Genomic DNA, 25,338 nt, shown 5'->3' with positions numbered 1-25,338 from the left:
GAAGATTTTAGGGATACTCTTTAAAGGGTATGTAGTTATTGGGACCATTTGGATGATTTTCACACTAACACGTGATTTAATTCAATCCATAAAGGAGAGAGATAGAAAAGGGGTTATTACTGTGATTTTCTATATGATTTTCTTTATTGGTATAGCATACTTTGTAGGAGTTCAAGATATGGTCTTGAAATTGTATCATCTTGTATTTTAAGATAACCACAAGGCTGATTATCTAACCGCCAAAAACAAAACGAGGACGCAGCTATGGAAGTTGCGTCCTCGGTTTGTATTACGCTATATCGCTGATTAGAAGAAATATGCCAATCCTATCTGCCAAGAATTGTTGCGACTCTTGCCCTTGCCGACAATGGCATTGGCAGTGCTTGACGCTGCATTGGAGAAACTAACGTCAGCCGTTTTCCCCATGGCGATATTGTAATTGGCACTGATTTGCAGATGGCTGAGAAGTGTTACACCAAAACCGGTATTCACGCTGAAGCTGCTATTTTTCAAGGAATAGCTGCTGCCATACGTCCAATTGAAATCCTTATTGCCAACATTGATGCCCCATTGTGGACCGGCAAAGAAAAAGAGATTGGCTGTGTTGCCCAAGCCCACCGCATAACGAAGATTCACGGGGAGAGCTATCTGCTGCTGTTTCACGGTTTGTTCTTCGCCATTGGCATCGGTGAGCTTGGCGGAGCGATAGTCGTAGAGCGCGGAAGCATCGATGCCGAGACCGGTAAGGGGAAGACTGAATTTGACGGTAGGTCCGACAAACCCACCTGCCTGATTCGACTTGTTGAACACATCGCCTGAGAAGTGGAAATCGGTAACGTTCAAACCTGCCTTAACTCCAAACTTCACTCCTTGAGCTTTTATCCCGGAGGCAAAGAGAAGGCTCGCAAAAATTAACGCGAATGTAAATACTTTCTTCATGTCTATAAAGTTTAAGACGCTCACGATATCTCATAGATACGGCAAGCGTCCGGTTTAAAATATTATTTGCTAAACAAAACTCATGGCTTTCGTTGCGAAAAACTAATGCCGCTGGCGGCGAACCGTTACCCGGGCTGCGCTCTTATTGTTGCTATTGCTGCCGGAGCTACGACGTGTGGCACGCGTTGATGAACGACTGCCGCGCCGCGAGCTGCGAGATTTCTTTACGGCTTTCTCTGTGGTTTTTGTATCGGCAATGCTATTCAAACTGTCTTTGGCTGCCGGGTTGCCGTAAATATTCTTCTCAAAATCTTTTAATTCGCGCTCAATCTTATTCTGCTCAGCCGTGAGGGCGGAGTCAGTGGAGCAGTATTGCGACAAGGTTCTTCCCAGCATGTTATTCGTCTTATATATCTTTCCATTGTAACGATTCATCGTGAAGTAGTCTTCCACACTCATCGTGGCGGCATTGTTCAGATTACTTGTCATTATCATTTGCTTGGAGAGATATGGTGCGAGGTCATCGTACTTCACCCAGAATAGTGGATACTTCACGGCTCCGGTGCCAAACTCATCGTTTCGATACATGATAGGACAAAGCGCAATCACCTTTCGATGGAAAGTCGAAGTGTTCTGATCGTAGTATGCGCTCTCCTTTATATAGTAGCCTTTTACCTCAGCGGAGGGGATATCACTATTATCCAAACGGATGCCGCGGTCGGTGCGCTCATAATAGATATGATAGTTGTCGAGGAATTGCAAGGGCTTGATGCGTGAAGAATCGTTGAAGACCTCATTTCCATCCATGCGATATTCATAAGCATTGATTCCACCATGGCGCGGACCTGACATCATGAGTTTGAAAATATACGTAAAGAGATTCATTTGTGAGCCAACAGGCTCTGTGGGATAGTAAAGCCCGGAATTGGCATCATCGGTAAGGTTCAACTCGCGATAAATGTCGCGTCGCCACACCACATCTTCGTTCATGGGTACCGCTGTGGGGAAAGAAATCTGCGCGCGAGTGGTAATCGCGTCGGCGTTCGACTTGTTTCTGCCTTGTTGACCGGCTCGGCTGCGTGCGGGTTGAGCACAGAGATTCATGACCGTGAGCACAACACATACTATCAATAATATTCGTTTCATGTTCTATATCTTAAAACCGTGCGTCTTGAAAACAGACGCGTAACGGATGTTTCACTTCAGGTTTATTGTACTATAACTTCCATGTTTCTGCCATTCAGCGTGCGTGTGGTGCCGTCAGGTCCGTGAACAACAACATTGGTTATATAAAACCGCTTGTTTCTGCTCAAGTGACGGAATTGCGCTTTCTGCTGAGCGGAGAAAGAAGCTCCGTTACTTGCCAACGGAACGGCATTGCCCATGGCATCGAAGAAGACGGTGCGGAAACTCTTTACGGTGAACGGAATATCAAGCAATCCATCGTCGATGGCTGCTTGGATGCCGGATGCCGACATCAGTGTTGCTTTCGACAAGCCGCCACTCTTAAATCTGTCGCCTCCCATGGCGATATAAGGTGATGGGTCAGGCAATTTTCTTACCTTGAATTGATACTGACCAATGGTCTTGCCTTTGGCGGAAACGGTAATGGTAACCGGTTGTCCGAAAGTTGAAGGGCGAGCGATGAATTTTCCACCTCCTCGCGCAATCAGCGTGCCGCCCGACATTGTGGCACGAACATCGTTTTGTCCCATGTTGGGAATACTAATCGTCAGCGGATTGTCGAAGCCGGCGTAAAGCACGTTCATCAAATCGGCAGCAATGGTTGCCATGCCCTCGAAAGGTGGCGTGCGCTGCATACCGTCAGGACTGATGTAGCGTTCCGGTTTCGGACCTCCCGTTACCCAGTAGTCTTGTGAGAAGTTTCTCCGAAGCACATTTCCGGCAAGGTCTTTTATCAAGATATAGCCGGATAGCGTATGCCGTCCGGGGCTGCCGGCTTTTATGTTGATTCGATTTCCACTGATGCGCTGTCCGTTTACAAAAACTTGTGGTTGCTGGGTGGAATCTACCGCAGCCAAGAACATTTGTGCTGTCATTGTTTCGCCCGGATAAAGGCGTGTCTGATTGGGGACGACAAATGCCTGCAACTTGTTTACGCGGAGGTCTTTCAATCCTACGTTTGCCACCAGCGTGTGCAACACTTCACCTTCTGCATAGCGCACATCACTCTGCAGCTTCGAAAGCAGGGTTACCGCGGCGGCGGTGGGCATATCCTCGAACATGTATTCTTCCCAATTCTTATTCAAGGAAGGATTGGGTACGTTGGTGGATAAATTGCTTGCGATGATTTTTCGCTGCACCGGGTCGGTAACAAATTTCAATATGCGTTCACGATAACTGTTGATTGCGTTGAAGAGTTTGTGTCCCTGTCCCGTTCCGGGAGCCAACATTACAAAGCTCGAAGCCTCTAAATCTTCTTTGTTCCTGATGTTTAATGGATCTCCCTCCTTTCCGTCTGCTTCACTCACGATCTTTACTTTCAGCTCTTGTGCATAATTAAACAAGGAGTCGCTCATGTTTCTCACGGTCGATGCCATGATGAACCATTCTCTTACCTTCTGTGGATTCTTTTGCATCATTTGCTCCAGTTCGCCAAAGATTGCTTCATTCTCCTTGGTTGAGTTTCCTGTGGTTCGGTTCAGACTTTCCTCCACGATTGAAAATCCGTTAAGCACCTCGGTAGAGATGTTCAGCGCAAGCATTGCCATGAGGACGACATACATCAGGTTTATCATCTTCTGGCGGGGGGAAATCTTTCTCTTTATGATTGCCATTTACTTCTTATCTAATTTTTCAAAGTGTTTTTACAACTTGGTTGAAAACAGATGCGAACAGCCTCTCTATTCCGCATTGGAATGTGGGGCAGGAACAACGTTATCAACCGGTGTTGTAGCACGCATGTTCACGGTCATAGCTTCGATCATGCGAGCATAAACAGCATTGAGCTGCTCTATCTGTTGCGCCATCTTGCGAGTTTGGTCATTTATTTGATCGATGGTGCCTATTTGCTGACTAACTCCTTTCAGCTGCATTTCATACACCTTGGTTATTCCGGTCAGCGTCCGGTTGAGGTTTTCCATCTCTTCGCTGTCTCGAGTCAGACGCTGACTTTGGTCATTCACCTTATCCAACATGTCCGTTAGATTTTTCAATGCTGCCACGTAATGGGTCTGTGCCTCTACCATTTCCGGTGTCTGCTGTTCGGCATTCTCAATCACTTGACTTTGTCTGTTAATCACTGCCGTGGCAATTTGCTCCGCTAAAGGCATTGTTTGTCTTGCGTCTCTATCCGCCTGTGGAATGGAAGACGAAATAGAATGAGGAACTGTGTTGTCCGAGGTCGGGTGGTCGGACAAATCTTCCGTGTTTTCCTCATCTACATTAAAATGTGTAGGGATTTCTTTTCCATCATCAGTTTTATCGAAAGGTCGATCAAAAGCCGAGAGAAAAAACACGACTACTTCGGTTCCCATTCCCACGAACAACATCGTGTTGGCACCGGGTAAATGGGTAAGTTTGAACAATGCTCCCAAAATAACGATAGATGCCCCCCAACTATAGCCGTAGTTCAAGAAAGTCTGTCCGGGAACGGTATCAATCCACTTCTGAAGTTGATAGATAATATTGTATTTGCTGTACTGTGCCATTATCTTCTATTCTTTTTGCGTTTCTTATAACTCTTTTTAGCTTGCTTTGCAGCTTCACTGGATGAACTTGCCAAACTGCGCACACAACGGAATCCAATGTAACTTCGAGGTTGATTTTGATACTCCCAAGTCCGCCATGCGCTTCGTATATAACTTTCCGGGTCTTTCCAGCTACCCCCTCGAACGCTTTTCTTTTTCAAACGATAAGGGTCTTCAACAGCCGCTTTATATTCCAACTGTGGGTTTAGGTCGTTCATAGCGGCAACGCCAGCCTCGGTATAGATGGTACTAGTCCATTCTGCCACATTTCCTGCCATGTCGTACAACCCATTGCTATTTGCATTGTAGATACCCACTTTGCTGGTGATGAGATTGCCATCCTTTGTGTAATTACCGCGATCGGGCTTGAAATTGGCATAGAAACATCCGTTGCCACTCTTTACGTCTTCATTTTCCCAAGGAAACTCATCTTGATTTTTTCCACGCGCGGCATATTCCCACTCTGCCTCTGTGGGAAGGCGATACCGCTGAATGAAACGAGCTTCGCCACCCAAGCCTTTCAGTAGGTAGTTGGTGCGCCATGCGCAAAAAGCATTTGCTTGTTCCCATGTTACTCCTACTATGGGATAATCATTATAAGTGGCATTGCTGAAATAGTTTCGCAGGTAGGTTTCATTGTCGGAATTGCGAAAGTCGTTTACCCAACAAGTCGTATCGGGGTAGATATTGACAATGTAAGTATTCAGGAAATCCCATGGACCTGACAAGGGGCGATTGATCGTTTCCTGATGAATGATTCCCTCATCGTCTATATAAGCCGTGTCTTTGGAGATCATCACTATCTCATCGGGATGAATCGCTATGTCGGTGTTCAGGTTGCGCTCCGCGGGATTCAACCGATTGCGTCGCAAGGCAGCGGTTGTATAATCGTAAATTTCGTATCGATAATTGAGTTGTTTGCCATCGATGCTTTTTTCTCCCGTTACGGGATTGGTAACATATAAGCTTTCAAAAGCGCGCAATTCATCTTCGTTTGGCTTTCGTGGTAAGCGTTTGTTCCAATTAATATGTGGTGGTACGGGGTCTCCGTTCTTGTCTTCCGTAATCATATAGGTTTCGTCTCCCCCATAGGATGGGTCGGCTAAGCGAGTGCGGATAATGGAGTCTTTCACCCATTCAATGAACTGTTTGTACTCGGAGTTGGTCACCTCCGTCTCGTCCATCCAGAAGCCATCGACCGAGATGTCCTTTACCGGTGTGTTTTTCCCCCAAAGACTGTCTTGCTTGTCGATACCCATTTTCAGCCATCCACGTTTTACCAAGGTCATTCCATAAGGGGTTGGTTCTTTGAAGGCTCTTCCACTCACACCTACCACTTCACCTCCTCTTCCCGATGAAGCGGCAGACTTACCCCCGAAACAGCCGGTAAGAGTGCCTGACATGATTATACCCAAGCAAAGAACTGCTATACTTTTTCTCATTTTCATATCTGTTGTTTCTATAGAAATCTGACGCTTTTATGTTTATTTCTGCCTTTCTTTTGTAAATTTATATCTGTCTGATAACTTACGAACAGCTCATGACTTCCGTTGCCGGGATCGGCGGAACTTGTGTACATTTCGTAACTATACCCAATGTTAATCCCATGGAAGCTACCTCCGATATAGGCTGTTACCGAATTTGTGGGACTGTACGACAAGCCACCGTAGAGCATTTTCTTATCATTCTTATATACGAGCCGAGCCGTTAAGTCTGCCCTATAACCATTCCCATCATATCGTGCCAGCACTGTGGTCGGTATAGAAAGAAACGGATTTCTTAACTTAATATTGTATCCGCCTGTTAAATAATATGTGCGATCTATTTGTATTTCATTCGTCTCGCCAAGTTCAACAAGCGGAGCGTTCAGATGCTGAACCGATGCGCCGACATACCAATTCTTTCTTAAATAGTATAATCCGAAGCCAAGGTCAAGTGAGTTACCGTCTATTTTGGAACGGCTAAATGCCGGATCACTCGAATCTTCCACATCAAGTTTCGTACCATCAAAATTCTCCAATAGTAACCCCAACTGTATGCCGGCTGATAGCATTCCTCCAAAAATCGGCTTCCGCAAAGCATATTGCCCAGAAACGCGCTGATGAGTAAAGAGTCCTATTTGATCATTAAGGAGCGAAAGACCCACTCCATGATATTGCTTCAAAAAATAAAGTGGCATATCCGCACCCACATAGAACGAACGCGGGCTATTCTCATAACCGGCGAAGTCGAGCGCATACGCGCCTGTTACGTTCATCTTATTATCTTTCCCCACGCTGGCGGGGTTAAAATAAGGCTCCATTGCCCAATAATGACTGAATGATACGTCATATTGTGCCACGGCCAAATCCGCGACAAACAGAAAAAGTCCTGATATAATAAGCAAACGTCTAAACACGAAGTGATAACGAACGCGGATAATATTTATTGTAAAACTTTTGCAAATAAAATAACAAAAGTGCAAAGAAATATCCGAATGAATTCCTTTGCACTTTCCTATTTTAAGTTAAGAGTATCAATACTCATCCTCGTCGAAGAGGAACAAGACGTATTGAGTTTCAAGTGATTCTACTGCCGTATCAGCCTTTTTAATCATTTTGTTTCGTTGTGTAAGACCATAAAAGGCGCGGTACACACAAATCAATCATGCGAAAGAACTTTCCATTATATGAATGTTCAGACACTTCTCTATTTCTGCTATACTCTTGAATGAGAAGTTTGTATGACCAGACAATATCTTGCTGACATATTGCGGAGAACAACCAAGACGTGATGCGATGTCTGCACGTGAAAGTTTGTGCTCCTGCATATAATCAATAATTTTCATGGCAATGCCTTGCGACCATTTAAGCCACACTTCATTGTCTTGTCTCCACTTGGCTTCTTCGGCAAATGTCGAAGGCTCGCTACTGAGATTTCTTTCAAGAAATTTTAATGTTTTCTCTTTCATAATAAATCCTCCTCAAAAAAGTCCACAAAACTGTCTTTATCAAAGATACCATTCTGCTGCAAATAGTTTCGGCAAGCATTGAGTTTGTCTAATTCCATTTGAGTATGTTCTCTGTCTTGCATTGTTGCTGTGAGTTTTATGGCTCCGCCAGTTACAATGTAAACATTAGGTTCTATCCTTATGGCATATATCCGAAGCCAACTTGCATGCCGTTCTCTGTCCCAATTACGCGCTTTCTCACGCGTCAGTTCATGTATTCTGTTGTCTGTCAGACTTAATGGATGAAAAAGTCCGTCCAACTGTTCGGTGTATGGAAAGTCTAATATCAGGCGTTCAAGAGCTCTTGCATCTTCCATCGTGTCTTTAATGGCATCACTTATCTTCTCAACATGAAAGAATCTTTGTAAATCATCTATATTGGCAAGAAAGAAATCAAGCAAATAGTTGGCATTACTCCACTCGCGGAAAAGCATTGTCAGCTCATCTGCTTCTTTTGCTTCATCTCTGACTGCCCAAAGATGATTATAACCTGTTATGGCTCTTACAAATTTCATATATAATATGTTTCCTGATGCAAATATAGGCATTTAAAACGAAATATGCAACTTATAGGTTGCATATTTCATTTTGAAAATCTTTTTAACGTTCTCTCTTCCTGAAAGTTCTTGCCTCTGTTTATTGCTCCAACCTGCACTCGCTCACTATCCATTAGTCGATAATTCCAAATGCTTTCTCCATTACCTTCATATACATCCAATACATCTGGCAAGTCTTCATAAGGATAATATCCTGTACTTAATTCATGTTCTACATTAAAGAATTCTTCTTCAGGGTAATCAACACAATCGCCATAATGATTTATATAATGGGTTATGCCATTGGGAATATCCCTACTTTATGAAAATAATGTCTTCGAATCAAAATATAGCGATTTGAGCAGTTTATTTGGCGGTAAAAGACCTAAAAAAAGCGATATAGAAATCTTATTATAAAACTTCTATATCGCTTATATTCAACGCCCTAAGCCATTCTTGTGGCTGTTTGAGCGATTAATACTCGTCCTCATTCCATAAAAAATCATCTTTAGAGGGATAGTCGGGCCAAATGTCTTCAATACTATCATATACATCGCCCTCATCTTCTATTTCTTGAAGATTTTCCAACACCTCCAAAGGTGCACCTGATCGAATAGCATAATCAATCAACTCATCTTTCGTTGCCGGCCATGGTGCGTCTTCCAGCTTAGATGCTAATTCCAGTGTCCAATACATAAGCTATATTTTGCCATAAGTTTTGCGTGCAAAAATACCACTTTATTTCTTATTTACAAGGATTTTTCCAAGTTTTTTCTGTTACATTCTCAATAATATTCAAATAACGGGAGAGAACGAAGAAATAATCAGACAGTCGGTTAATGTAAGCCATCAAGGTTGAATCAACGGGAGAAATGGCATCCAAAGCTATAATCAGTCGCTCTGCTCTGCGACAAACGGTTCTGGCAACATGGGCAAAAGAGGCGGAACGCGCTCCACCGGGAATTACGAATTGCCTTAACTCCGGAATGGCTGCCTGCATTTTGTCAATCATCTTTTCGACATGATCGATTAACATCGAATCAACAACAGATTCTTTCAAGTCCTTCTTAAAATCATCTCCCATGGCAAGGTTGCAACCAACATTGAACAACACATTTTGAATTTCAGAGAGTAGATTTAATGTGTCCGGTTCCGTTATATACGAGGAAAGGACACCAAGATAAGCATTCAGTTCATCAACGGTGCCGTATGCCTCGATACGTAAATCCGATTTTTTCACACGAGTTCCGCCAATGAGACTGGTCGTGCCTTTGTCGCCGGTTTTTGTATATACTTTACTCATCGCTGCAATGTTTTAAAAATTAATAATATAGTTTTGTTTGGGTCTGCTATCAAAAAAAGCAATCCCAAGATAATAGAGATCATAGGAAAAACTAACACGGTGATGACTCACGACGGTCTTCCAAAGTAACGCTCCAAATGTATTGTCTCGAATGTCATCCACTATGAGAATGTCATTTGGAGTGATTGTGTCCAAAAAATGGCCTAAAAGAGATGGGCGCGTGGTGGAAGAAAGTACATAAAGGGTCGGTAGGGCAGTAGAGTTTTTGCTCAACTCCAAAGTTTCGTCGAGAAGATGTATCTCGCAATTTGAATTTGCCTCATTTATGAAGGCAGAAAAAACCGGAAATAAATTCTGAGCGATAAACATGTTCCGCGCATTGGAAGCACGAATAATCCTATAAAGCAGTCGTGCTTTTTTCTTCTCTAAATGTCCATGGCCATCCAGCTTGGAATCAATTAGATTATAGACCTGATAATGAGTATGATTATTAATGACCTCACGAACAAAAGAAAAGGCAGAAGGTGATTGAATTCCAAAACCTTGCACATACTTAATTCGTTGAAGCCAAATTATTCTCCGTTGGATAGAATAAGGTAACTTAACCATACATCATGCCTGTAACGCAATGCAAACTTACAAAAAAAAACCGGAAAAGAAAATTTATTGTCAATAAATTATATGATTGTTCATGTTGAAGAGATTAGCTACAAGAAAAACAAAATTCCCCTTCTGTGTATATGCGTTGCTCAAAAAAGGGGCAATCGTTATTATTTGCTGAGATATGCGCTGCGAAACATTTCCCAATCATTGTTCTTTCATTGTGAGTCTTTGTAAATCGTTGCAAATCCATTCCCATGGGGGATACGATTTACTAACCTCTGTGGCGGAACAACCACTTTGTTTTGTTTGTTTGCTGATAGTTGGAACTTAAAAGATTTGACTTTCAGATGGCAAAGACATATTTTTGCCATCCGAAAGCCAATATTCTCTATTCGCATTGAGAGGAATCATAGAACAAAACCATAAAGATCATGAAGGGGAAACAATGTTAACCCTCTTTCATGGTAATTGGGGCAATGAAACTGTCAAGAAGAGAAAAAATGTGCTTTCTCAATCTTCGTTCCATAAATCATAGTCATCCGGGGTAAAGTATTTTGCGGTAGTCGTACCCGAACTGTCCCCACCGGTATCCGGAGGTGTTATGTCGTTTCCACCGGGACCCGACCCGGCTAAAATCATCTCTCTTTCATTCATGCCGATTTCCTGTGTGCAAGGAATTTCATAAACTCTTTTCGTCATAAACTTGTATCATTCAATTTTGTTAACAATTAGCGTTTCGAGACGCTTATCTCGTTTTTGAAAACTTACTCCAGTTCCCAAAGATGGGATGAGGTCTTAATGTTTTTATTTCAAATTGCAAAGTAACAAAGTTTTTTGCGATTACACAAGGTTTTGTCTTGTTTTTTTTATTGTTTCTTTAAAAATGATGGATTCTTGTAATGTTTTGCCAATAGTGTCCTAAATAATTCTATGAAATCTCACACAAAATTGTATCAAATCATGAAATTTTACGTGCTTTCTTCCAAATGCTGAATGGCACCCATCTCTCCTTATGTCTCCAATTCGTATTCGGGTGGTGGTAAACTGCTTCTTTAATACCAAATATTCAATCCGCCATCACTACGAAATTATATTACACAAACAGCGTTAGCAGCTTGCCTCATAAACCATTGAGAATCAGGATAATATCAAACAGGATTTAAAAGGTAAGCTTTTGCACTCCAATCCATGACCTTTTGCAGTGCAAAAGCTTAGCTTTTGGAAAGCAAAAGGTCAGCTTTGTCTCGTATGGGGTAAAAAATATTTAGGATGCCATTGATATTTTACCGATAGAGAAATAAAAAAATGAAAAATATTTATTTTTTTTCTTGCGGTTGTATTTATATTTTCTTATATTTGCAGGCTAAGTAGTGAGGTTTATCTGAAGCATTGTTTCCCAAAGTAGGCGGAACAACGGTTTCGTGAGGCATAAAGTTGTCATGGAAATGATAGAGTCACAGACAAACCAATCTTCTGAAAACGTATATGCTTCCTTGATGGTGAGGGGAGGGTAATCTCCCCGAATGATAGGAGCGCAATGAGACGAACACTAATTGGATGTATGATAATATGAAAAAATGTTTATTTTTTATTGGTCTGCTGGTGTCTTTATTTACCACGGCAGCACCGGTAGATCAGGCTACTGCTTTAAAGCAAGCTATGTCTTTCCTAAATTCCGGACAACGCGGAAAAGCAAGTAAAAATGCCAAGATAAGGCGCGTTGTCCCCAACCTTGCTCCGGCTACCGAGGGTAATTCATCACATTATTATATATTTAATGTTGGCGACAACGAAGGGTTCGTCATTGTTTCCGGCGATGACCGCACCCGGCAGATACTCGGCTATTCCGATCAAGGTGCGTTCGACAAGGAGAATGTTCCGGATGGTCTTCAATATCTCTTGAGCGTATATGACAATGAGATAGGTCATTTGGATGAGTTTATTGCTCAACACGGTGTCTCTAAAGTGCGTAAGGCACCCGTGCAGACTAAGGCTTCCATTGCCCCGCTGTGCACGGCAATGTGGAATCAGGCTGCGCCTTACAACGATGCTTGCCCTATCTCTGAGGGTGAAACAGAAAAGAGCGTGACAGGATGTGTGGCAACCGCCATGTCGATTGTGATGAACTACCACAAGTGGCCCAAGAGTGTGCCGGCGATACCGGCTTACACGTCAAGTGCAAAGAAGCACTATGATGCCACAACTGCATTTACGGTGGATTGGAACAACATGCGCGACATCTACAAGTCCGGTCAATACAGCTCCGGAGAAGGGAACGCCGTGGCGCAACTGATGCGTGCGGTCGGTCAGGCTGTGGAAATGAACTACAGCTACAAGTCGTCGGGTGCGGCAGGTTTCATGATTGCTCCGGCACTGGTGAAGTATTTTGGCTACGATGCCGTTACAACCAAGCGCATCAACCGCAACGAGTACGAAAGTCAGAATGAGTGGAACGACATTATCTATAATGAGTTGAAAGAAAAACGCCCCGTGGTCTATTGTGGGGTCACACCTTCGGGTGGCGGTCACTGCTTCGTCTGCGACGGCTATGCCGAGGGCGACTACTTCCACATCAATTGGGGTTGGGGTGGCATGGTGAACGGTTACTATGTCATTTCCCTGTTGAACCCACCCGCAAGTGGCATCGGTGGCTTTTCCGGTGGCTATTCCATGGGGCAACTCGCCATCGTGGGCATGAAGCCGGGTAGTGGCGACACGGGTGGCGACGAAGTGGACGATGCACAACGACTTACTGTAGCGTCTTTCTCCTATAGTAACAGTGATTTGCGCGGAACACGTTCGGGCGTCTCTTCCAACTTCACCATCTTTGAACCAGGAAGTTCCCTAAATCCATATACACTGAGAAATGATATGTCGGTACAGGTGAATGCCAAATACGGTGTCGGTGTTTACGATGCGGGCGGCAACCTTGTTGCCAAACTTTTGGAAAGTGGAATGAAGACGTGGGGTTCAGGTACATCCTTCAAACATACCAGTCAATTTAAACAAACCTCATGGGGTGCTGGACTTCAGCCGGGCAACTACAAGGTTAAGCCCATCAGTTTTGTCAGTGGGCCGGACAAGTGGTATCCATGTGTCGATGCTGATAAGTATGCCTACGACATGGTCATCACCGAGACCTCATACGTCATGACTCGTGCAGCCGCACCTGTCGGGAAAGCCGCTCTTTTTGTAGAGAATATCGAGTTGGGTGGAAACCTGCGCGTGGGGACGGCGCAAACTGCTGCGGTTACCATCAAGAATCAGGGAACCAAGGAGTTCAGCGACAATGTGAATCTTGTTAATTACGATGGTTATACCACGACGATAGCCTCTGCACCACTAACATTGGCACCGGGCGAAACCGAAATACTCACGATAAACAATTGTGTGTTCGACGTCGCTAAAGACTATCATCTGCGAATTGCCAGAGGCGAATTCAACGACCCTGTTGTTCGAGGCAGCAAGGAAATCGATGTTACCATCGCACCTAAAACAGCTATTGCCCCCGATGTTCAGATTATCGTCAATGAGCCGGACCCGACCACCAAAAAGTTCTTTGGGCAGCGACTCAGCGGTAAGGTGGTTTTCACGAACAACAACAATGAGGAATATTGGGACCGAATCAACGTGAATGTTGTTCACAAGAACGGTACGAGTCTGAAGTTCGTCTCCTCAAAGAACGACATCGTAAGAATTCCCGCACATGAGAAGCTCGAAGTGCCGTTCGACCTCAGCGGGCTGATGGGCGAAAATTATTACTTCGTCGGAACGCTGGTATATCAAGGGAAGGATCCTATCACTCCTGCTGCCACCAGCGACACTTATCAATGCAAGGCAGGAGTGGGCATCTATCATGCCGACGGAACGGTTCAATACGTCAATCCGGCAAGTACGCTCGACTTCAGCAACGCAACAGCGGTTAATTTTGAGGATTTGGGCAGCTCACTGCCTGCTTCGTTCACACCAAGCGACAATGCCAACTGCTTGTATTTCACCAACAGATATCAAACAGTCGGTGCTTCGCTTGAGGGAAAGAACATTGTGAAAGACCGCAAGGCTGAAAACATATCCATCGATGCGGCAAAGGACTTCTATACCCCATACGACTTCACGGTGAAGAAAATCGTTTACGAACGCACGTTCACCAAAGGTAATCCGGGTAATAAGAAAGGATGGGAAACCATTATGTTGCCGTTCGATGTTACTAAGGTAACGTTGAAAGAAGAACCGACAAAGCAACTGACATGGTTTACACCCACGAACAATTCAAAGGGTGCTGCCAACTTCTGGTTGATGGACTTTGTTCAGGAAGACGGCGCAAAGGTGTACTACCAACATGCCGACAAATTCGAGGCGAACCACCCGTACATCATCGCCGTACCGGCAACGAGTTCCAAGTGGAGCAATGAATGGGTCTTGGTGAACAAACCCATGCTGTTTGAGGGTGAGAACGCACTGGTGGTTGCCAATGTCAGGGCACAGTTAAACGGAACGGACTATAAGTTCGTTGGTACGCTTCCGACAAAGCAATTCGACAATATCTATAAATTGAACACAGCCGGCGACAACTTTGAATTGACGGCGTCTGCCACCGTGAAAGCTTTCAACGCCTACTTCATTGATGGCGGAACTTCCGGCGCAAGCCATGCCAAAGCTTTGCAGATTGGGTTTATCAATCCGAATGGCATTGAAGAGATAACCACCGACAATATCATCGGGAGAGGTAATGGTGCCATCTATAACCTGAACGGTATGAAGGTGGCCGAGAGCAGTAAGGAGTTGCCTTCTCTACCGCATGGAATCTATATTGTCAATGGAAAGAAAATTGTAAGATAACCCATTCCTGTTTTATGCCTTGTTGCGGGTATATGAACCTGCAACAAGGCAACTTTAATAGAAATAAACAACGGAATTATTTGTCGCAAACGACCTGCAGATAGATACATTCTCCCTAAACAGAAGCTCGCAGGTTGGATAAATTACTAACAACATTAGAGATACTATTATGATGAGAAAAGCAATCACTTTTGTTTGTCTTTTTATTGTGGCAACTGTCTTTGGCGCCCCCATTACCAAACAAAGGGCACTGAAAGAGGCTACTGCGTTCATTACCAAAAACGCACATAGGATGAGAGGTGCGAATGGGACTTCAGTTGTGCGTCCGAAGTTATCGACAGAAATTGAGACCCCGGCTTATTATGTGTTCAACATTGATAAACAAAAGGGCTTCGTTATTGTTTCCGGCGATGACAAGACAGAAACTATTCTCGGTTATTCTGATAATGGGGAAATAGATAAAAACAATCTTCCTGATGGACTGAAAGCCTTGCTTGAGGCTTATGAGGCGAATGTACGCTATCCTATTGCTAATAGTGCCAACCGAAAGGCACGAGCTGTCGTGGCAACCAAGAAGTCGATCCCTGCCGTCGTACCGGCACACTGGAATCAAGATGCCCCCTACAACAACAATCTCAAAGGCAATCTCACGGGTTGCGTGGCAACAGCCATGGCACAAGTGATGTACTACCATCGATTCCCGGCATCGTGCGGACCTTTGAAGGCTCCGTCGTACGCCTTTTCCGATGTTACGGGAACGACATTCCAATGGGACAAGATGACCGACACCTATTCGAAGCAATACTCTGCGGAATCGGGACAGGCTGTGGCAGACCTAATGCAGTATTGCGGTTACAGTGTGAAGATGGGTTATTCCACCTCTTTCTCAAGTGCATGGATTACCTCTATTCGTCCGGCCATGATAAAATATTTCGGCTACGACCCGGACATGCAGTACGTGGAACGTTTCAACTTTACGGTTAATCAGTGGAACGATATGATGTACAACGAACTCCGGGAAGGACGTCCTGTCATTTATGGCGCCATGACACCGGAAGGCAGCGGACACTGTTTCATTATCGATGGTTACGAAAAAGGCGATTTCTTCCACATCAACTGGGGATGGTCGGGTATGTCCGATGGCTTCTATCGTCTGCCGGAGCTCCATCCGGCATCAGCCGGTTTAGGCGGAGCATCAGGGGGGTACTCCAATAATCAGCAAGCCGTTATCGGTATTCAGCCGGATGACCATGAGAATACCACATCACAGACTCAGCAACGCCGGTTGTCGGTATTTGTAATGTATAAGGAATATCCGGAATACACACGTAGTAATAGTAGTTCTGCTTTTGCCAATATAGGTATTAATTATATAGTCCGCCATCATTTCGATGAAACTTTTACGGCTTATACAGGATTGGCACTTTATCAGGGCGATCGACTGTTACGCCCACTTTATGAGAGACCTACTAGTATCTCATTAAGCGAAGGAGAAGAAAAGAAGATTAGTGCACCTTATTTCAATATCCCGGCTGATGTTCCTAATGGCAAATATCAAATTTGTGCCGTATCAAAGGAAAAGTATGGCGACCCATGGCAGAAGTGTTTGGGTTCGGAGAGGAATCATTTTGATATAGAAATCACTGACACGAAACTTGTCTTTACCAATACTCCTAAACTTGAATTGGTGGAGCAGCCTCAATTCACCGGAACCGAAGTTGGCATACCATGTAAGGCACTGTTCAAGATACGCAATCTTGCGGAGGATTTCCAAGGACCTCTCTGGTTCTATTTCAATCCATCATCCACTAATCCCAAGGCAACAACGGGATCGAGTGTCCATATTGGAAAAGGTCAGATTACTGAGGTTACGTTCAACTTCAAACCCGACCTCTCCGGCTCAAGACGATGTGTTGTTTCAACCGACGATGGGACTATCCTCTATGATGACAATATAACCATCAGTCAGTCATCTACAGCCTATTCGCTTAGCAAAGCTGTAATTACTCTCGATAATGTAGACGCTCCCACTTCCACGACTACGGGTAAATTCTATCATGGAGTGTTGAAAGGAAGCGTGCGCTTTACAAACAGCCATTACTCAAATCTTCCGTTTAAGAAAGGTGTTTCCATTTGGTTGCTCAATGTCGTGAACGGTCAATCTTTCGATTTGAACAACACTTCGACCTATTCGCAGAATGATTTTGTGGGAAATGACAATGAGATACCTGTTGGCACAACCGATATACCATTCGAATTCAAGAACCTGCCTCTCGGTGGAGCGTATGCTATTGTCGCATGTTACATGAATAATGGACAACCTCAACCTTTGGATAAAACCGGTGTTTATATTAGTGCAGAGGGGATTGCGGCAACCATGGCAGATGGCTCTGTTCGCATCTTCAAGCCAACCGATGCAATCGACCTTACAGGGGCTACATCTGCCGACTTTGAAAATCTTCCGCTTGCTTCAATCAACATGACGAAAGTCAGCGAAAACCCGAACTGTTTGTACTTTGTTGGCAAATCGTCCGGAACGATACCGGCACAACTTGCCGGCAAAAACGTCATTGTTGGGGGAGTGGCAGATAATATCCAACTCGTCAATGCTCAACCTTACTTCGCCCCTTACAAGTTCGAAGCAAAGAAGATAGCGTTCAAACGAACTTTCACCAACGGAGCAACAGGTAAACCGGGAGAAACCAAGAAGGGATGGAGTACCCTCATACTGCCTTTCACTGCTACAACTGTTACGGCAAACGATAAAAGCGTAACATGGTTTAAGAGTAAAACCGATCGGACATCTGATTTCTGGTTGATGCACTTCGTGGAAGAAGATGGCAATAAGGTGTTATATGACTATGCCCAAAGTTTGGAAGCGAACACTCCTTATATCATCAATATGCCTAAGCCGGGCAATAGATGGGGCGAACAATATACGCTTACCAATAAGGAATTCACTTTCTCTGCCGACAACGTTACCATTGAACCTACACAAAGAAGGTTGGTAAGTGGTTACGACTATACGTTTGAGGGAACTCTGACAGGTTGCTCGCAAAGCGATATTTATAAATTGAACACCGATGGAGATGCCTTCACGTTGAATTCGACATCCATTGAAATCAATCCTTTTGAGGCATACTTTACGATGAATCATGAGAATACCACTGAAACCGCTGCAAAGCAACTCGCTATTGGAATGATAGATGGTGAGAACGGTAATACGAATGGCATCGATGAGATGGAAATCCAATCAGAAGTCTCGTTCGTCATTTACAATCTCAATGGCATGGAAGTGGGACGTGGCGAGGCTGCGTTACAAGCATTGCCTCATGGAGTCTATATTGTCAATGGAAGAAAAATTGTAAAGTAAGAATTATAATTGATTTCTATGATATTCAAATAAGCCAAATCAACCTGAAACGGATGGAAGAAAAACATCTGTCCGTTGAGGGCTGATGGCATAACTTTTTTACTATTTATTATTGCGATATGTTTAGAAAAATATCATTACTATTCGCTCTATTGCTTTCTGTCGTGGTATGGGCAGGTCCCATTTCAAAAGAGCAGGCGATAAAGGAAGCACAGGCTTTTCTCAATAGCCGACGCAATATGCCCCATACTGCGAAAATGCGGCAAGCGTATAGAGCGCCGAAGCTCATGTCAGCTTCGGAACAATCGTATTTCTATGTGTTCAACGTGGGCGACAACAATGGTTTCGTCATTGTATCGGGCGACGATCGCACCGAACAGATTCTCGGTTATGCTGATGTCGGCTCGTTCGACGAAAGCAAAATGAACCCGAACATGAAATCATTCCTCGACTCATACATTGAGGAGTTCAAGCAGTTGGACAAGTTGAACATTCCCTCGGTCAAGATGCGTGCGAGCCGGAAAGCCGTCATCAAGGCAAGGGAAGCCATCTCGCCACTGGTTGCCCGCCGGTGGAATCAGGATGAGCCTTACAACAATCTCTGTCCGGTCATCAACGATGACCCGAAGACAACAGCGGATGAGACCAAAGATACTAAGAACGGTCGCTTCGTAACCGGTTGTGTGGCAACAGCTATGGCACAGGTCATGGGCTATCATAAATGGCCCAAAACTACGACGGCTGTCATACCGGCTTACACGACGGATGAGCTGCACTACAATATTCCCGAAATGCCGGTGTCAACATTCGACTGGAACAATATGCTTGATGTTTATGGCAGCAGCTATACTCAGGCGCAAGGCGACGCCGTTGCCAAACTGATGCAGTATTGCGGAAGCAGCGTCGATATGTCGTACAACTACAGTTCGACAGGCGGTTCAGGTACTATTGGTGGTTTCGTTCCCCACGCACTGAAAACCTATTTCGACTATTCTGCTACGACGCGTGTTATATTCCGAGAGGCTTATACTGCCGATACATGGGCAGATGTGCTCTATCGGGAATTGGAGGCGAAACGCCCTGTTGTATTCTGCGGTTCATCGCCTTCAGGTGGGCATTGTTTCGTTATGGACGGTTATTCGCAAGGCGAGTATTTCCACATCAACTGGGGATGGGGTGGCTCTCAAGATGGTTACTATCGTCTGTCGGTACTCGAGCCGGGACAACAGGGCATCGGAGGCTTTACCGGTGGCTACTCACGCGGCCAGCAAGCCATAGTGGGCATTCAGCCTAACCATGGAGAAGCTGCTGCGCCGACGGTGATTGCCGAGGGCATTGCACCGGCCATGCAGCGTGTTACTCGTACTTCTAAGGATGTTAATTTCAAGGGAACGGACTTTGGTGATCCAAAGTTCTATGGAGTATCGTTTGTTTTCAAAGCTATAAACACTGAAAAGACAGCTCAAACTTATTATGTTGGCGTAGGACTCTACAACGATAAGGGAGAGCTTAAGACTGTTCTTAGCGACGGAGGAAATTCCCTCACATTTTCTCAGTTCGGTGCCGGTCGTTCCATCTATATTCCTTCAATCGTTGATTTCGGTGCCGGTATTCCATTGGGAACTTACAAGGTTTTACCTATCTATCGGACTGTTTCAGACCCGAACTGGTTACTCTGCGAAGGTTCAACGCGCAACTATGTTGAGGTTGAGATTACAGACACTGAGTACATCGTCACGAAAGCAGAAGATGGGAGCAATAAAAGCTTACAAGCTACATCCACTGTTGAGGGCAATCTGCTGAAGTATGATCCAGAGATAATCAACTTTGACGTTACCAACAACGGCTCAGACTTCTATGATGACGTTTATCTCATGATTGATGGGAAAGCTGACAAGTCAAAAGTAGTATCCTTGTCGGTTGCACCCGGCAAGACATCTCGCGTCTCATTTGGTTACACTCCTTATGAATCACGCGCTTATACTTATAGCTTGGCAACCATTGCCACGCGAAAAAATCCCGATACCGGCAAAGATGAAGGCTACTTTAAAGATATTCCGGGCTCTGCCGGCACATTCACGATTTCGGATAGGGTATATAAACATGGAAAGATTGCTTCTTGCCAGATAACCGTTGATGATATTGACGATTCGAAGAATGTATTCGGTTCAATCATCAAAGGTAAGGTAACCTTCAACAATACCGGCACATTAGATTTTGAAGATAAGGTGCGTATTGTTTTTGCAGACGGTTCAACGGGCAAAGGTCTTGACTATGTAGAGACCACCATCTCCGTTCTCGCCGGACAGTCGGGCGATGTCCCATTCACGTTCAGCGGTCTTGAACCGAACAAGAAGTACGTCATTGCCGGATTTTTCTATGACACTCGATACAATCAGCTCAGTCCTGCTCTTTTGTTTACAGCCAAGGAAGGCGTCTTAGCCGTCAATGCCGATGGCACGTTCAAGAACTACGACCCATCCAAGGTCATGAATTTGACCCATGCGGCAGCAGTAGATTTTCAATCTTCAGCAGTGACGGGCACCATTACACCGAGTGCCAATCCTAACGCACTCTACTATTTCAACGCCAGTGCTACGGTGCCGACCGCTTTGAATGGAAAGAATGTCATCAAGGGCAACGTTGCCGACAAGATAGCGTTGGTTGATGGTTCCGAAGCCGATTTCTTCCCCATTTATAATTTCACTGCAAGCGACATCACCTATACTCGCAATTTCGCGAAAGGCAATGATGGTACTACTTACAATTGGCAGACTATTGTGCTGCCGTTCGATGTTACCGACATCACCGTTAATGACACTTCTTACGATTGGTTCAGAGCCAAGGAAGAGAAAGGCAAGAGCATTTGGCTGATGAACGTATATGGCGAGGACGAATCCGACAACAAAATGTACTACGAATATTCGCAGGAGTTTAAGGCCAACCGACCTTATATCATCGCCGTAGCCGGCAATAGATGGGGAGCAAAGTACGACCTTACAACCAAGGACATCGTCTTCCACGGCACCAATGCAGAGATTGCTTACAACACAAAGGCGGTTGTCTCGACCAACAAGTACAATTTCTATGGCTCTTACCGTACAAAGGCTCTCGAAAGTGCTTATCAGCTCAATGCCACCGGTACGAAATTCGTGGGTATGCCGAGTCTGACCGTCGCACCATTCCATGCCTATTTCAAGTCTGATGGTGAAGTTATCACCGAGACTTCAGGCGCAAAGGAACTGAAGGTGTGCATCCTCGGCGACGACCCCACAGGTATCCATGCTGTCCACGATGAGAACGACGCCTCCTCCCATACCATCTACAACGTCAGTGGCGTGGTGGTAGGTCACGGCAAGGCCGACTTCGACCATCTGCCGAAGGGCGTTTATATCATGAATGGAAAGAAAATTATCAAATAGGAAGTGAAAAGCCCCCACGCCAAATCTTTTAGGGGGGCTTTCTCTTTCTTCTTATAATCAAGAACAGGAATGGGATGAGTCGCGAGAAGTCATAGAAGTTCTGCAAGACCCTTGTTAGCAAGGCGGAGCTTCGACCCCTTCGCGAATACGAACAGACATTTCGGTGATTAAAAATAATATCTTATGAAAAAAATATATTTTCTTCTGCTTGGGCTATGCGTCGGCATGTTGGTGTCGGCAGCACCGGTAAACCCAAGTCGGGCGCAGCAAATAGCCCAAAATTTCATGCAGAACCGAATCGGCATGAAGTCGCACAAAATGAAAAGGGCAATGCGTCTGCCTTTGACCTCGGAGAATACGAAAGGACAGGCACCGTTCTACGTTTTCAACATCAGCGATAACGATGGCTTTGTCATTGTATCGGGCGACGACCGTGCTCCAAGTATCTTGGGCTACTCCGACACGGGCAGCATCGATACCGACCATCTTCCTGCCAATCTTCAGGATTTGTTCACCGGTTATGAACGGCAGATGGAAATCCTTTCCGGAATGGAGGACGTTCCCTATGCACAGAAGATGAAGGCACGCGCTCCAAAACCTACGAAACATTCCATCCGTCCGCTGGTGCCCAGCCGATGGGATCAGGGATTGCCTTATTACAATCAAACTCCCATGGTGAATGGCGAGCATACCGCAACGGGTTGTGCTGCCACCGCTATGGCACAAATCATGTATTTCCACAGATATCCGCAGGGACCGATTCGGAAGAGCATTCCCGGCTACCAGTCTGCTGCCATCCACACGACGATGCCCGAATTGCCCATTACCACTTTCAAGTGGAATGAGATGAGCGATACTTATGCTTCGGATGCCACTGCCGACCCATGTGCAGTGTCAGAACTCATGCTCTATTGCGGACAGGCACTCGAAATGAACTACAATCTCGGTTCAAAGGGTGGTTCCGGCGCATTGTCGCGCCGTTTCTATCCGGCATTTGTTGAGTACTTCGGCTATGATGCCGGGCTACAGTTGGTATCGCGCTCGGAATATTCCTATGATGACTGGAACGATCTTATCTATAATGAACTCGCCAACAATCGTCCGGTGCTCTACTCCGGAGTTACATCAATCAACGGTGGGCACGCATTCGTCTGCGACGGCTATGCTTCCGGTGAATACTTCCATATCAACTGGGGGTGGCACGGTCGTTCAGATGGTTATTTCCTACTCTCGGTACTCTTCCCTGAGATTCAGGGAACGGGCGGAAGCATGGGCAACGGCTTCGGTTTGGATCAGGAAGCGGTCATCGGCATTCAACGACCCAACGGCGGAACAAAACCTTTCATCGCACTCAACATCTACGAAATGTCTGCCACTTCCTACACAAACACTTTCACGCGAACCAACAGCAGTGCCAACTTCACGGGCTCTGCGCCTTGCATGCGCTTCTATAACCGCAAGGGAGCAACAGCACTAAATTACGAAGTCGGACTGGCACTCTATAAGGACGGCGCTTTCGTCGCTGAAATAACGCACTATCCTGCTGAGACCTATGAGAATGGAGGCCCTGTTTACAAAAAGATGAGCGGAGATGTTTCGTTTGGGGCGGGGCTGCCTCTTGGCACTTATAAGGTCTATCCCGTCTGTCGTGAGTCGGGCGCTTCTGAGTGGCATCTCATGGCCGATGCGTTGAAGAACAACAAGTTGAGCTTCAATGCCGAAATAACCGAGACTCAATGCAAGCTCTCACAATCATCAAGCAGCCTTGAGGTCTTGGGTTCGGAACAGCGCGAGGCTATCTATTCCGACAAGGATTTGAAGATTTATGTGACGGTGAAGAACACCGGCGAGGACTTCTCCGGTCCGCTCACCTTGCGCTACAAAACCACCAAGCTTGATGCCATTGCTACCATCAAGGGCGGAACAACGGCCAAAGTACTCTTTTCCGGGCGAGCTCCTTACGTGACTTCCGAGACGACGTATAACTTTACGGTGAAGGATAAGTTGAACGATGTGCAGATTGGTTCCGGTTCATTCACCGTAAAGGTAAAGAGTGGTGGAGATGACGAACTGAAAGGTCCAACCACTATAGACGGAGTGAACGGAAGAACTTTCTATGGCAACACCATAACGGGTAAGGTAACTCTTACCAATAAGCAACAGACACCCGCAACGAATGTGGATGTTACGGTTGCTGCCTTTGACTATAGCGAGCAGAACGGTACCTCGAAAAGTCCGATGGCGACAATGAGGACAAAGGTATCTGCCGAAGGAGGCGCAACGGTAACGTTTCCTTTCACCCTTAGCGGATTTGTGCCCGGCAAGCAATACAGAGTGTATGCCTTGATAAATGGTAGTACCACAACACCAAACTGGTTCGACGACCCCTATACGTGTGCACCGGGTGTTATCATGAGGGATGCCAACGGAAACATAAAGTCCATTGTAAGTTCATCGCCCATCGCTGTTGGCGATATGGAAAACGTGGATTTTTCCGATGCCGATCTCAGCTCGCTTGGAACAATAACACCGGGAAGCAACCCCAACTGTTTGTATTATTTCCCTGCGGGTGCCACGGTTCCTTCAGAACTAAATGGCTGCAATGTCGTTGTGGGAGACCATGCCACTGAAATCCATCTTGAGGCAGACCACAACTTCCTGCCTTTGCGCGACTTCACGGCAGAGAAAATTTCCTATACAAGAACCTTTTCCAAAGGAAATGCCGGCAACCAAATGGGTTGGGAAACCATTATGTTGCCATTCAACGTTACCAAGGTGAGTCTGAAGGACGACCCTTCGAAGACACTGAAATGGTTTACGCCCACTCACAAATCCAAAGGCGATGCGAACTTTTGGCTGATGGACTTTGTGGCTGAAGATGGCAACACAGTCTATTACAACCATGCTGATGAATTCGTAGCCAATCATCCTTACATCATTACCGTTCCGGCACGAAGCGATAAGTGGAGTGAGGATTGGGTGCTGGTGGATAAACCCATGGTTTTCGAGGGAGAGAACACCACGGTGTTTACTAATGCCCTATCGGAGGTGAGTGGGGTGGTTTACACCTTTGTGGGCACGCTCTCTAACAATCAGCTCACCCATGTTTATCGACTCAATGCCACAGGCGACAACTTTGAGCTGTCGGAGTCGGCGAAGGTAAATGCCTTCAATGCCTATTTTGCCGGTGGCAGCTTACCTGCAGTTGGTGGCGCCAAAGAATTGAACATAGGCTTTTTAGACCCTGCGGGTATAGAAAACATGGGCATCGAAGCCACTGATTCTGACCTCTCTGCTCCTGTTTATAATCTCAACGGCATGAAAGTGGCAGTGGGTAAGGAAGCCTTGTCGCGCCTTCCCAAGGGAATTTATATCATGAATGGAAAGAAGTTTGTGAAGTAAATTCTTAAGGAAGAACATTACATCTCGCAATTCTGACGTACACAATGTTGGCATCATGAACGAATGAGCTTGTTGGAAGCGTCATGAATATCGAAAAGAATAGTAAAGGTCGGGTTTCCGCTTTGGAATCCCGACCTTTTTGTAGTCGGTGTGACATAATGCCAAGTTATGTTGCTTGTAAAAGTTTTGCCGGATAGTAATATTGTCTTATACGGATTTAGC

16 protein-coding genes are annotated in these 25,338 nt (G+C 45.3%); 4 read left to right on the top strand and 12 right to left on the bottom strand.

From position 1 onward, the window contains the following. Positions 1-306: 306 nt before the first annotated feature. From ETF27_RS06140 to ETF27_RS06085, 12 genes are all read right to left on the bottom strand, one after another. Positions 307-939 carry a porin family protein gene (locus ETF27_RS06140; RefSeq protein ID WP_130830124.1) on the bottom strand — a complete coding sequence of 211 codons (633 nt, stop codon included), beginning with the start codon at positions 937-939 and terminating at the stop codon, positions 307-309. A gap of 102 nt (positions 940-1,041) precedes the next feature. After that, positions 1,042-2,085, bottom strand: coding sequence for a type IX secretion system ring subunit PorN/GldN (porN, locus tag ETF27_RS06135; RefSeq protein ID WP_130830123.1), 1,044 nt, complete (start codon positions 2,083-2,085; stop codon positions 1,042-1,044). Positions 2,086-2,147: 62 nt separating this feature from the next. Next, the gene (gene porM / locus ETF27_RS06130; protein ID WP_130830122.1) at positions 2,148-3,737 is read right to left on the bottom strand and encodes a type IX secretion system motor protein PorM/GldM; all 1,590 of its coding nucleotides are present in this window, start codon (positions 3,735-3,737) and stop codon (positions 2,148-2,150) included. A gap of 66 nt (positions 3,738-3,803) precedes the next feature. Next, complete coding sequence (gene porL, locus ETF27_RS06125; RefSeq protein ID WP_130830121.1) at positions 3,804-4,610, bottom strand: type IX secretion system motor protein PorL/GldL; 807 nt, start codon at positions 4,608-4,610, stop codon at positions 3,804-3,806. Further along, positions 4,610-6,097: a T9SS ring complex lipoprotein PorK/GldK gene (gene porK / locus ETF27_RS06120; protein WP_130830120.1), complete on the bottom strand. Its 1,488-nt coding sequence runs from the start codon at positions 6,095-6,097 to the stop codon at positions 4,610-4,612. Before porK ends, porL begins: the two co-directional genes overlap by 1 nt. A gap of 11 nt (positions 6,098-6,108) precedes the next feature. After that, positions 6,109-7,047, bottom strand: coding sequence for a PorP/SprF family type IX secretion system membrane protein (locus ETF27_RS06115; RefSeq protein WP_181951341.1), 939 nt, complete (start codon positions 7,045-7,047; stop codon positions 6,109-6,111). Between the two features lie 246 nt (positions 7,048-7,293). Next, entirely contained in the window at positions 7,294-7,599 is a 306-nt protein-coding gene (locus ETF27_RS06110; RefSeq protein ID WP_130830119.1) for a helix-turn-helix domain-containing protein, read from the bottom strand. Continuing rightward, positions 7,596-8,153: a hypothetical protein gene (locus tag ETF27_RS06105; RefSeq protein WP_130830118.1), complete on the bottom strand. Its 558-nt coding sequence runs from the start codon at positions 8,151-8,153 to the stop codon at positions 7,596-7,598. The genes ETF27_RS06110 and ETF27_RS06105 overlap by 4 nt, the downstream gene beginning before the upstream one ends. 495 nt (positions 8,154-8,648) lie before the next feature. Further along, positions 8,649-8,870, bottom strand: coding sequence for a DUF2795 domain-containing protein (locus ETF27_RS06100; protein WP_007368922.1), 222 nt, complete (start codon positions 8,868-8,870; stop codon positions 8,649-8,651). A 49-nt stretch (positions 8,871-8,919) separates the two neighbouring features. Next, positions 8,920-9,477 carry a cob(I)yrinic acid a,c-diamide adenosyltransferase gene (locus ETF27_RS06095; protein ID WP_130830117.1) on the bottom strand — a complete coding sequence of 186 codons (558 nt, stop codon included), beginning with the start codon at positions 9,475-9,477 and terminating at the stop codon, positions 8,920-8,922. A 12-nt stretch (positions 9,478-9,489) separates the two neighbouring features. Further along, positions 9,490-10,086, bottom strand: a complete 597-nt coding sequence (locus ETF27_RS06090; protein WP_130830116.1) for a hypothetical protein — start codon at positions 10,084-10,086, stop codon at positions 9,490-9,492. A 504-nt stretch (positions 10,087-10,590) separates the two neighbouring features. Further along, a complete protein-coding gene (locus ETF27_RS06085; RefSeq protein WP_147785595.1) occupies positions 10,591-10,779 on the bottom strand; it encodes a hypothetical protein in 189 nt (62 codons plus the stop codon). Positions 10,780-11,649: 870 nt separating this feature from the next. On the opposite strand from ETF27_RS06085, the gene ETF27_RS06080 reads away from it, so the two are divergent. From ETF27_RS06080 to ETF27_RS06065, 4 genes are all read left to right on the top strand, one after another. Beyond that, positions 11,650-14,919 (top strand): C10 family peptidase, encoded by a 3,270-nt coding sequence (locus ETF27_RS06080; RefSeq protein WP_158635981.1) that lies wholly within the window; start codon positions 11,650-11,652, stop codon positions 14,917-14,919. A gap of 169 nt (positions 14,920-15,088) precedes the next feature. Continuing rightward, positions 15,089-18,292 (top strand): C10 family peptidase, encoded by a 3,204-nt coding sequence (locus tag ETF27_RS06075; RefSeq protein WP_147785593.1) that lies wholly within the window; start codon positions 15,089-15,091, stop codon positions 18,290-18,292. 119 nt (positions 18,293-18,411) lie between these two features. Further along, positions 18,412-21,714 carry a C10 family peptidase gene (locus tag ETF27_RS06070; RefSeq protein WP_130830112.1) on the top strand — a complete coding sequence of 1,101 codons (3,303 nt, stop codon included), beginning with the start codon at positions 18,412-18,414 and terminating at the stop codon, positions 21,712-21,714. Positions 21,715-21,897: 183 nt separating this feature from the next. Then, on the top strand, positions 21,898-25,116 hold the full coding sequence (locus tag ETF27_RS06065) for a C10 family peptidase (RefSeq protein ID WP_147785592.1): 3,219 nt from the start codon (positions 21,898-21,900) through the stop codon (positions 25,114-25,116). Positions 25,117-25,338: the final 222 nt, after the last annotated feature.

The sequence above is a fragment of the Prevotella brunnea genome (genome assembly GCF_008016795.1).
GTDB classification, from domain to species: Bacteria; Bacteroidota; Bacteroidia; order Bacteroidales; family Bacteroidaceae; genus Prevotella; species Prevotella brunnea.
Note: the sequence above shows the minus strand (reverse complement) of the source record. Positions and strands in the feature narration are given on the sequence as shown.

Bases quoted from the DNA above. Each gene is read 5' to 3' on its own strand.
- ETF27_RS06140 (WP_130830124.1), bottom strand. From the start codon at position 939: ATGAAGAAAGTATTTACATTCGCGTTAATTTTTGCGAGCCTTCTCTTT.
- porN (WP_130830123.1), bottom strand. From the start codon at position 2,085: ATGAAACGAATATTATTGATAGTATGTGTTGTGCTCACGGTCATGAAT.
- porM (WP_130830122.1), bottom strand. From the start codon at position 3,737: ATGGCAATCATAAAGAGAAAGATTTCCCCCCGCCAGAAGATGATAAAC.
- porL (WP_130830121.1), bottom strand. From the start codon at position 4,610: ATGGCACAGTACAGCAAATACAATATTATCTATCAACTTCAGAAGTGG.
- porK (WP_130830120.1), bottom strand. From the start codon at position 6,097: ATGAAAATGAGAAAAAGTATAGCAGTTCTTTGCTTGGGTATAATCATG.
- ETF27_RS06110 (WP_130830119.1), bottom strand. From the start codon at position 7,599: ATGAAAGAGAAAACATTAAAATTTCTTGAAAGAAATCTCAGTAGCGAG.
- ETF27_RS06105 (WP_130830118.1), bottom strand. From the start codon at position 8,153: ATGAAATTTGTAAGAGCCATAACAGGTTATAATCATCTTTGGGCAGTC.
- ETF27_RS06100 (WP_007368922.1), bottom strand. From the start codon at position 8,870: ATGTATTGGACACTGGAATTAGCATCTAAGCTGGAAGACGCACCATGG.
- ETF27_RS06095 (WP_130830117.1), bottom strand. From the start codon at position 9,477: ATGAGTAAAGTATATACAAAAACCGGCGACAAAGGCACGACCAGTCTC.
- ETF27_RS06090 (WP_130830116.1), bottom strand. From the start codon at position 10,086: ATGGTTAAGTTACCTTATTCTATCCAACGGAGAATAATTTGGCTTCAA.
- ETF27_RS06085 (WP_147785595.1), bottom strand. From the start codon at position 10,779: ATGACGAAAAGAGTTTATGAAATTCCTTGCACACAGGAAATCGGCATG.
- ETF27_RS06080 (WP_158635981.1), top strand. From the start codon at position 11,650: ATGAAAAAATGTTTATTTTTTATTGGTCTGCTGGTGTCTTTATTTACC.
- ETF27_RS06075 (WP_147785593.1), top strand. From the start codon at position 15,089: ATGATGAGAAAAGCAATCACTTTTGTTTGTCTTTTTATTGTGGCAACT.
- ETF27_RS06070 (WP_130830112.1), top strand. From the start codon at position 18,412: ATGTTTAGAAAAATATCATTACTATTCGCTCTATTGCTTTCTGTCGTG.
- ETF27_RS06065 (WP_147785592.1), top strand. From the start codon at position 21,898: ATGAAAAAAATATATTTTCTTCTGCTTGGGCTATGCGTCGGCATGTTG.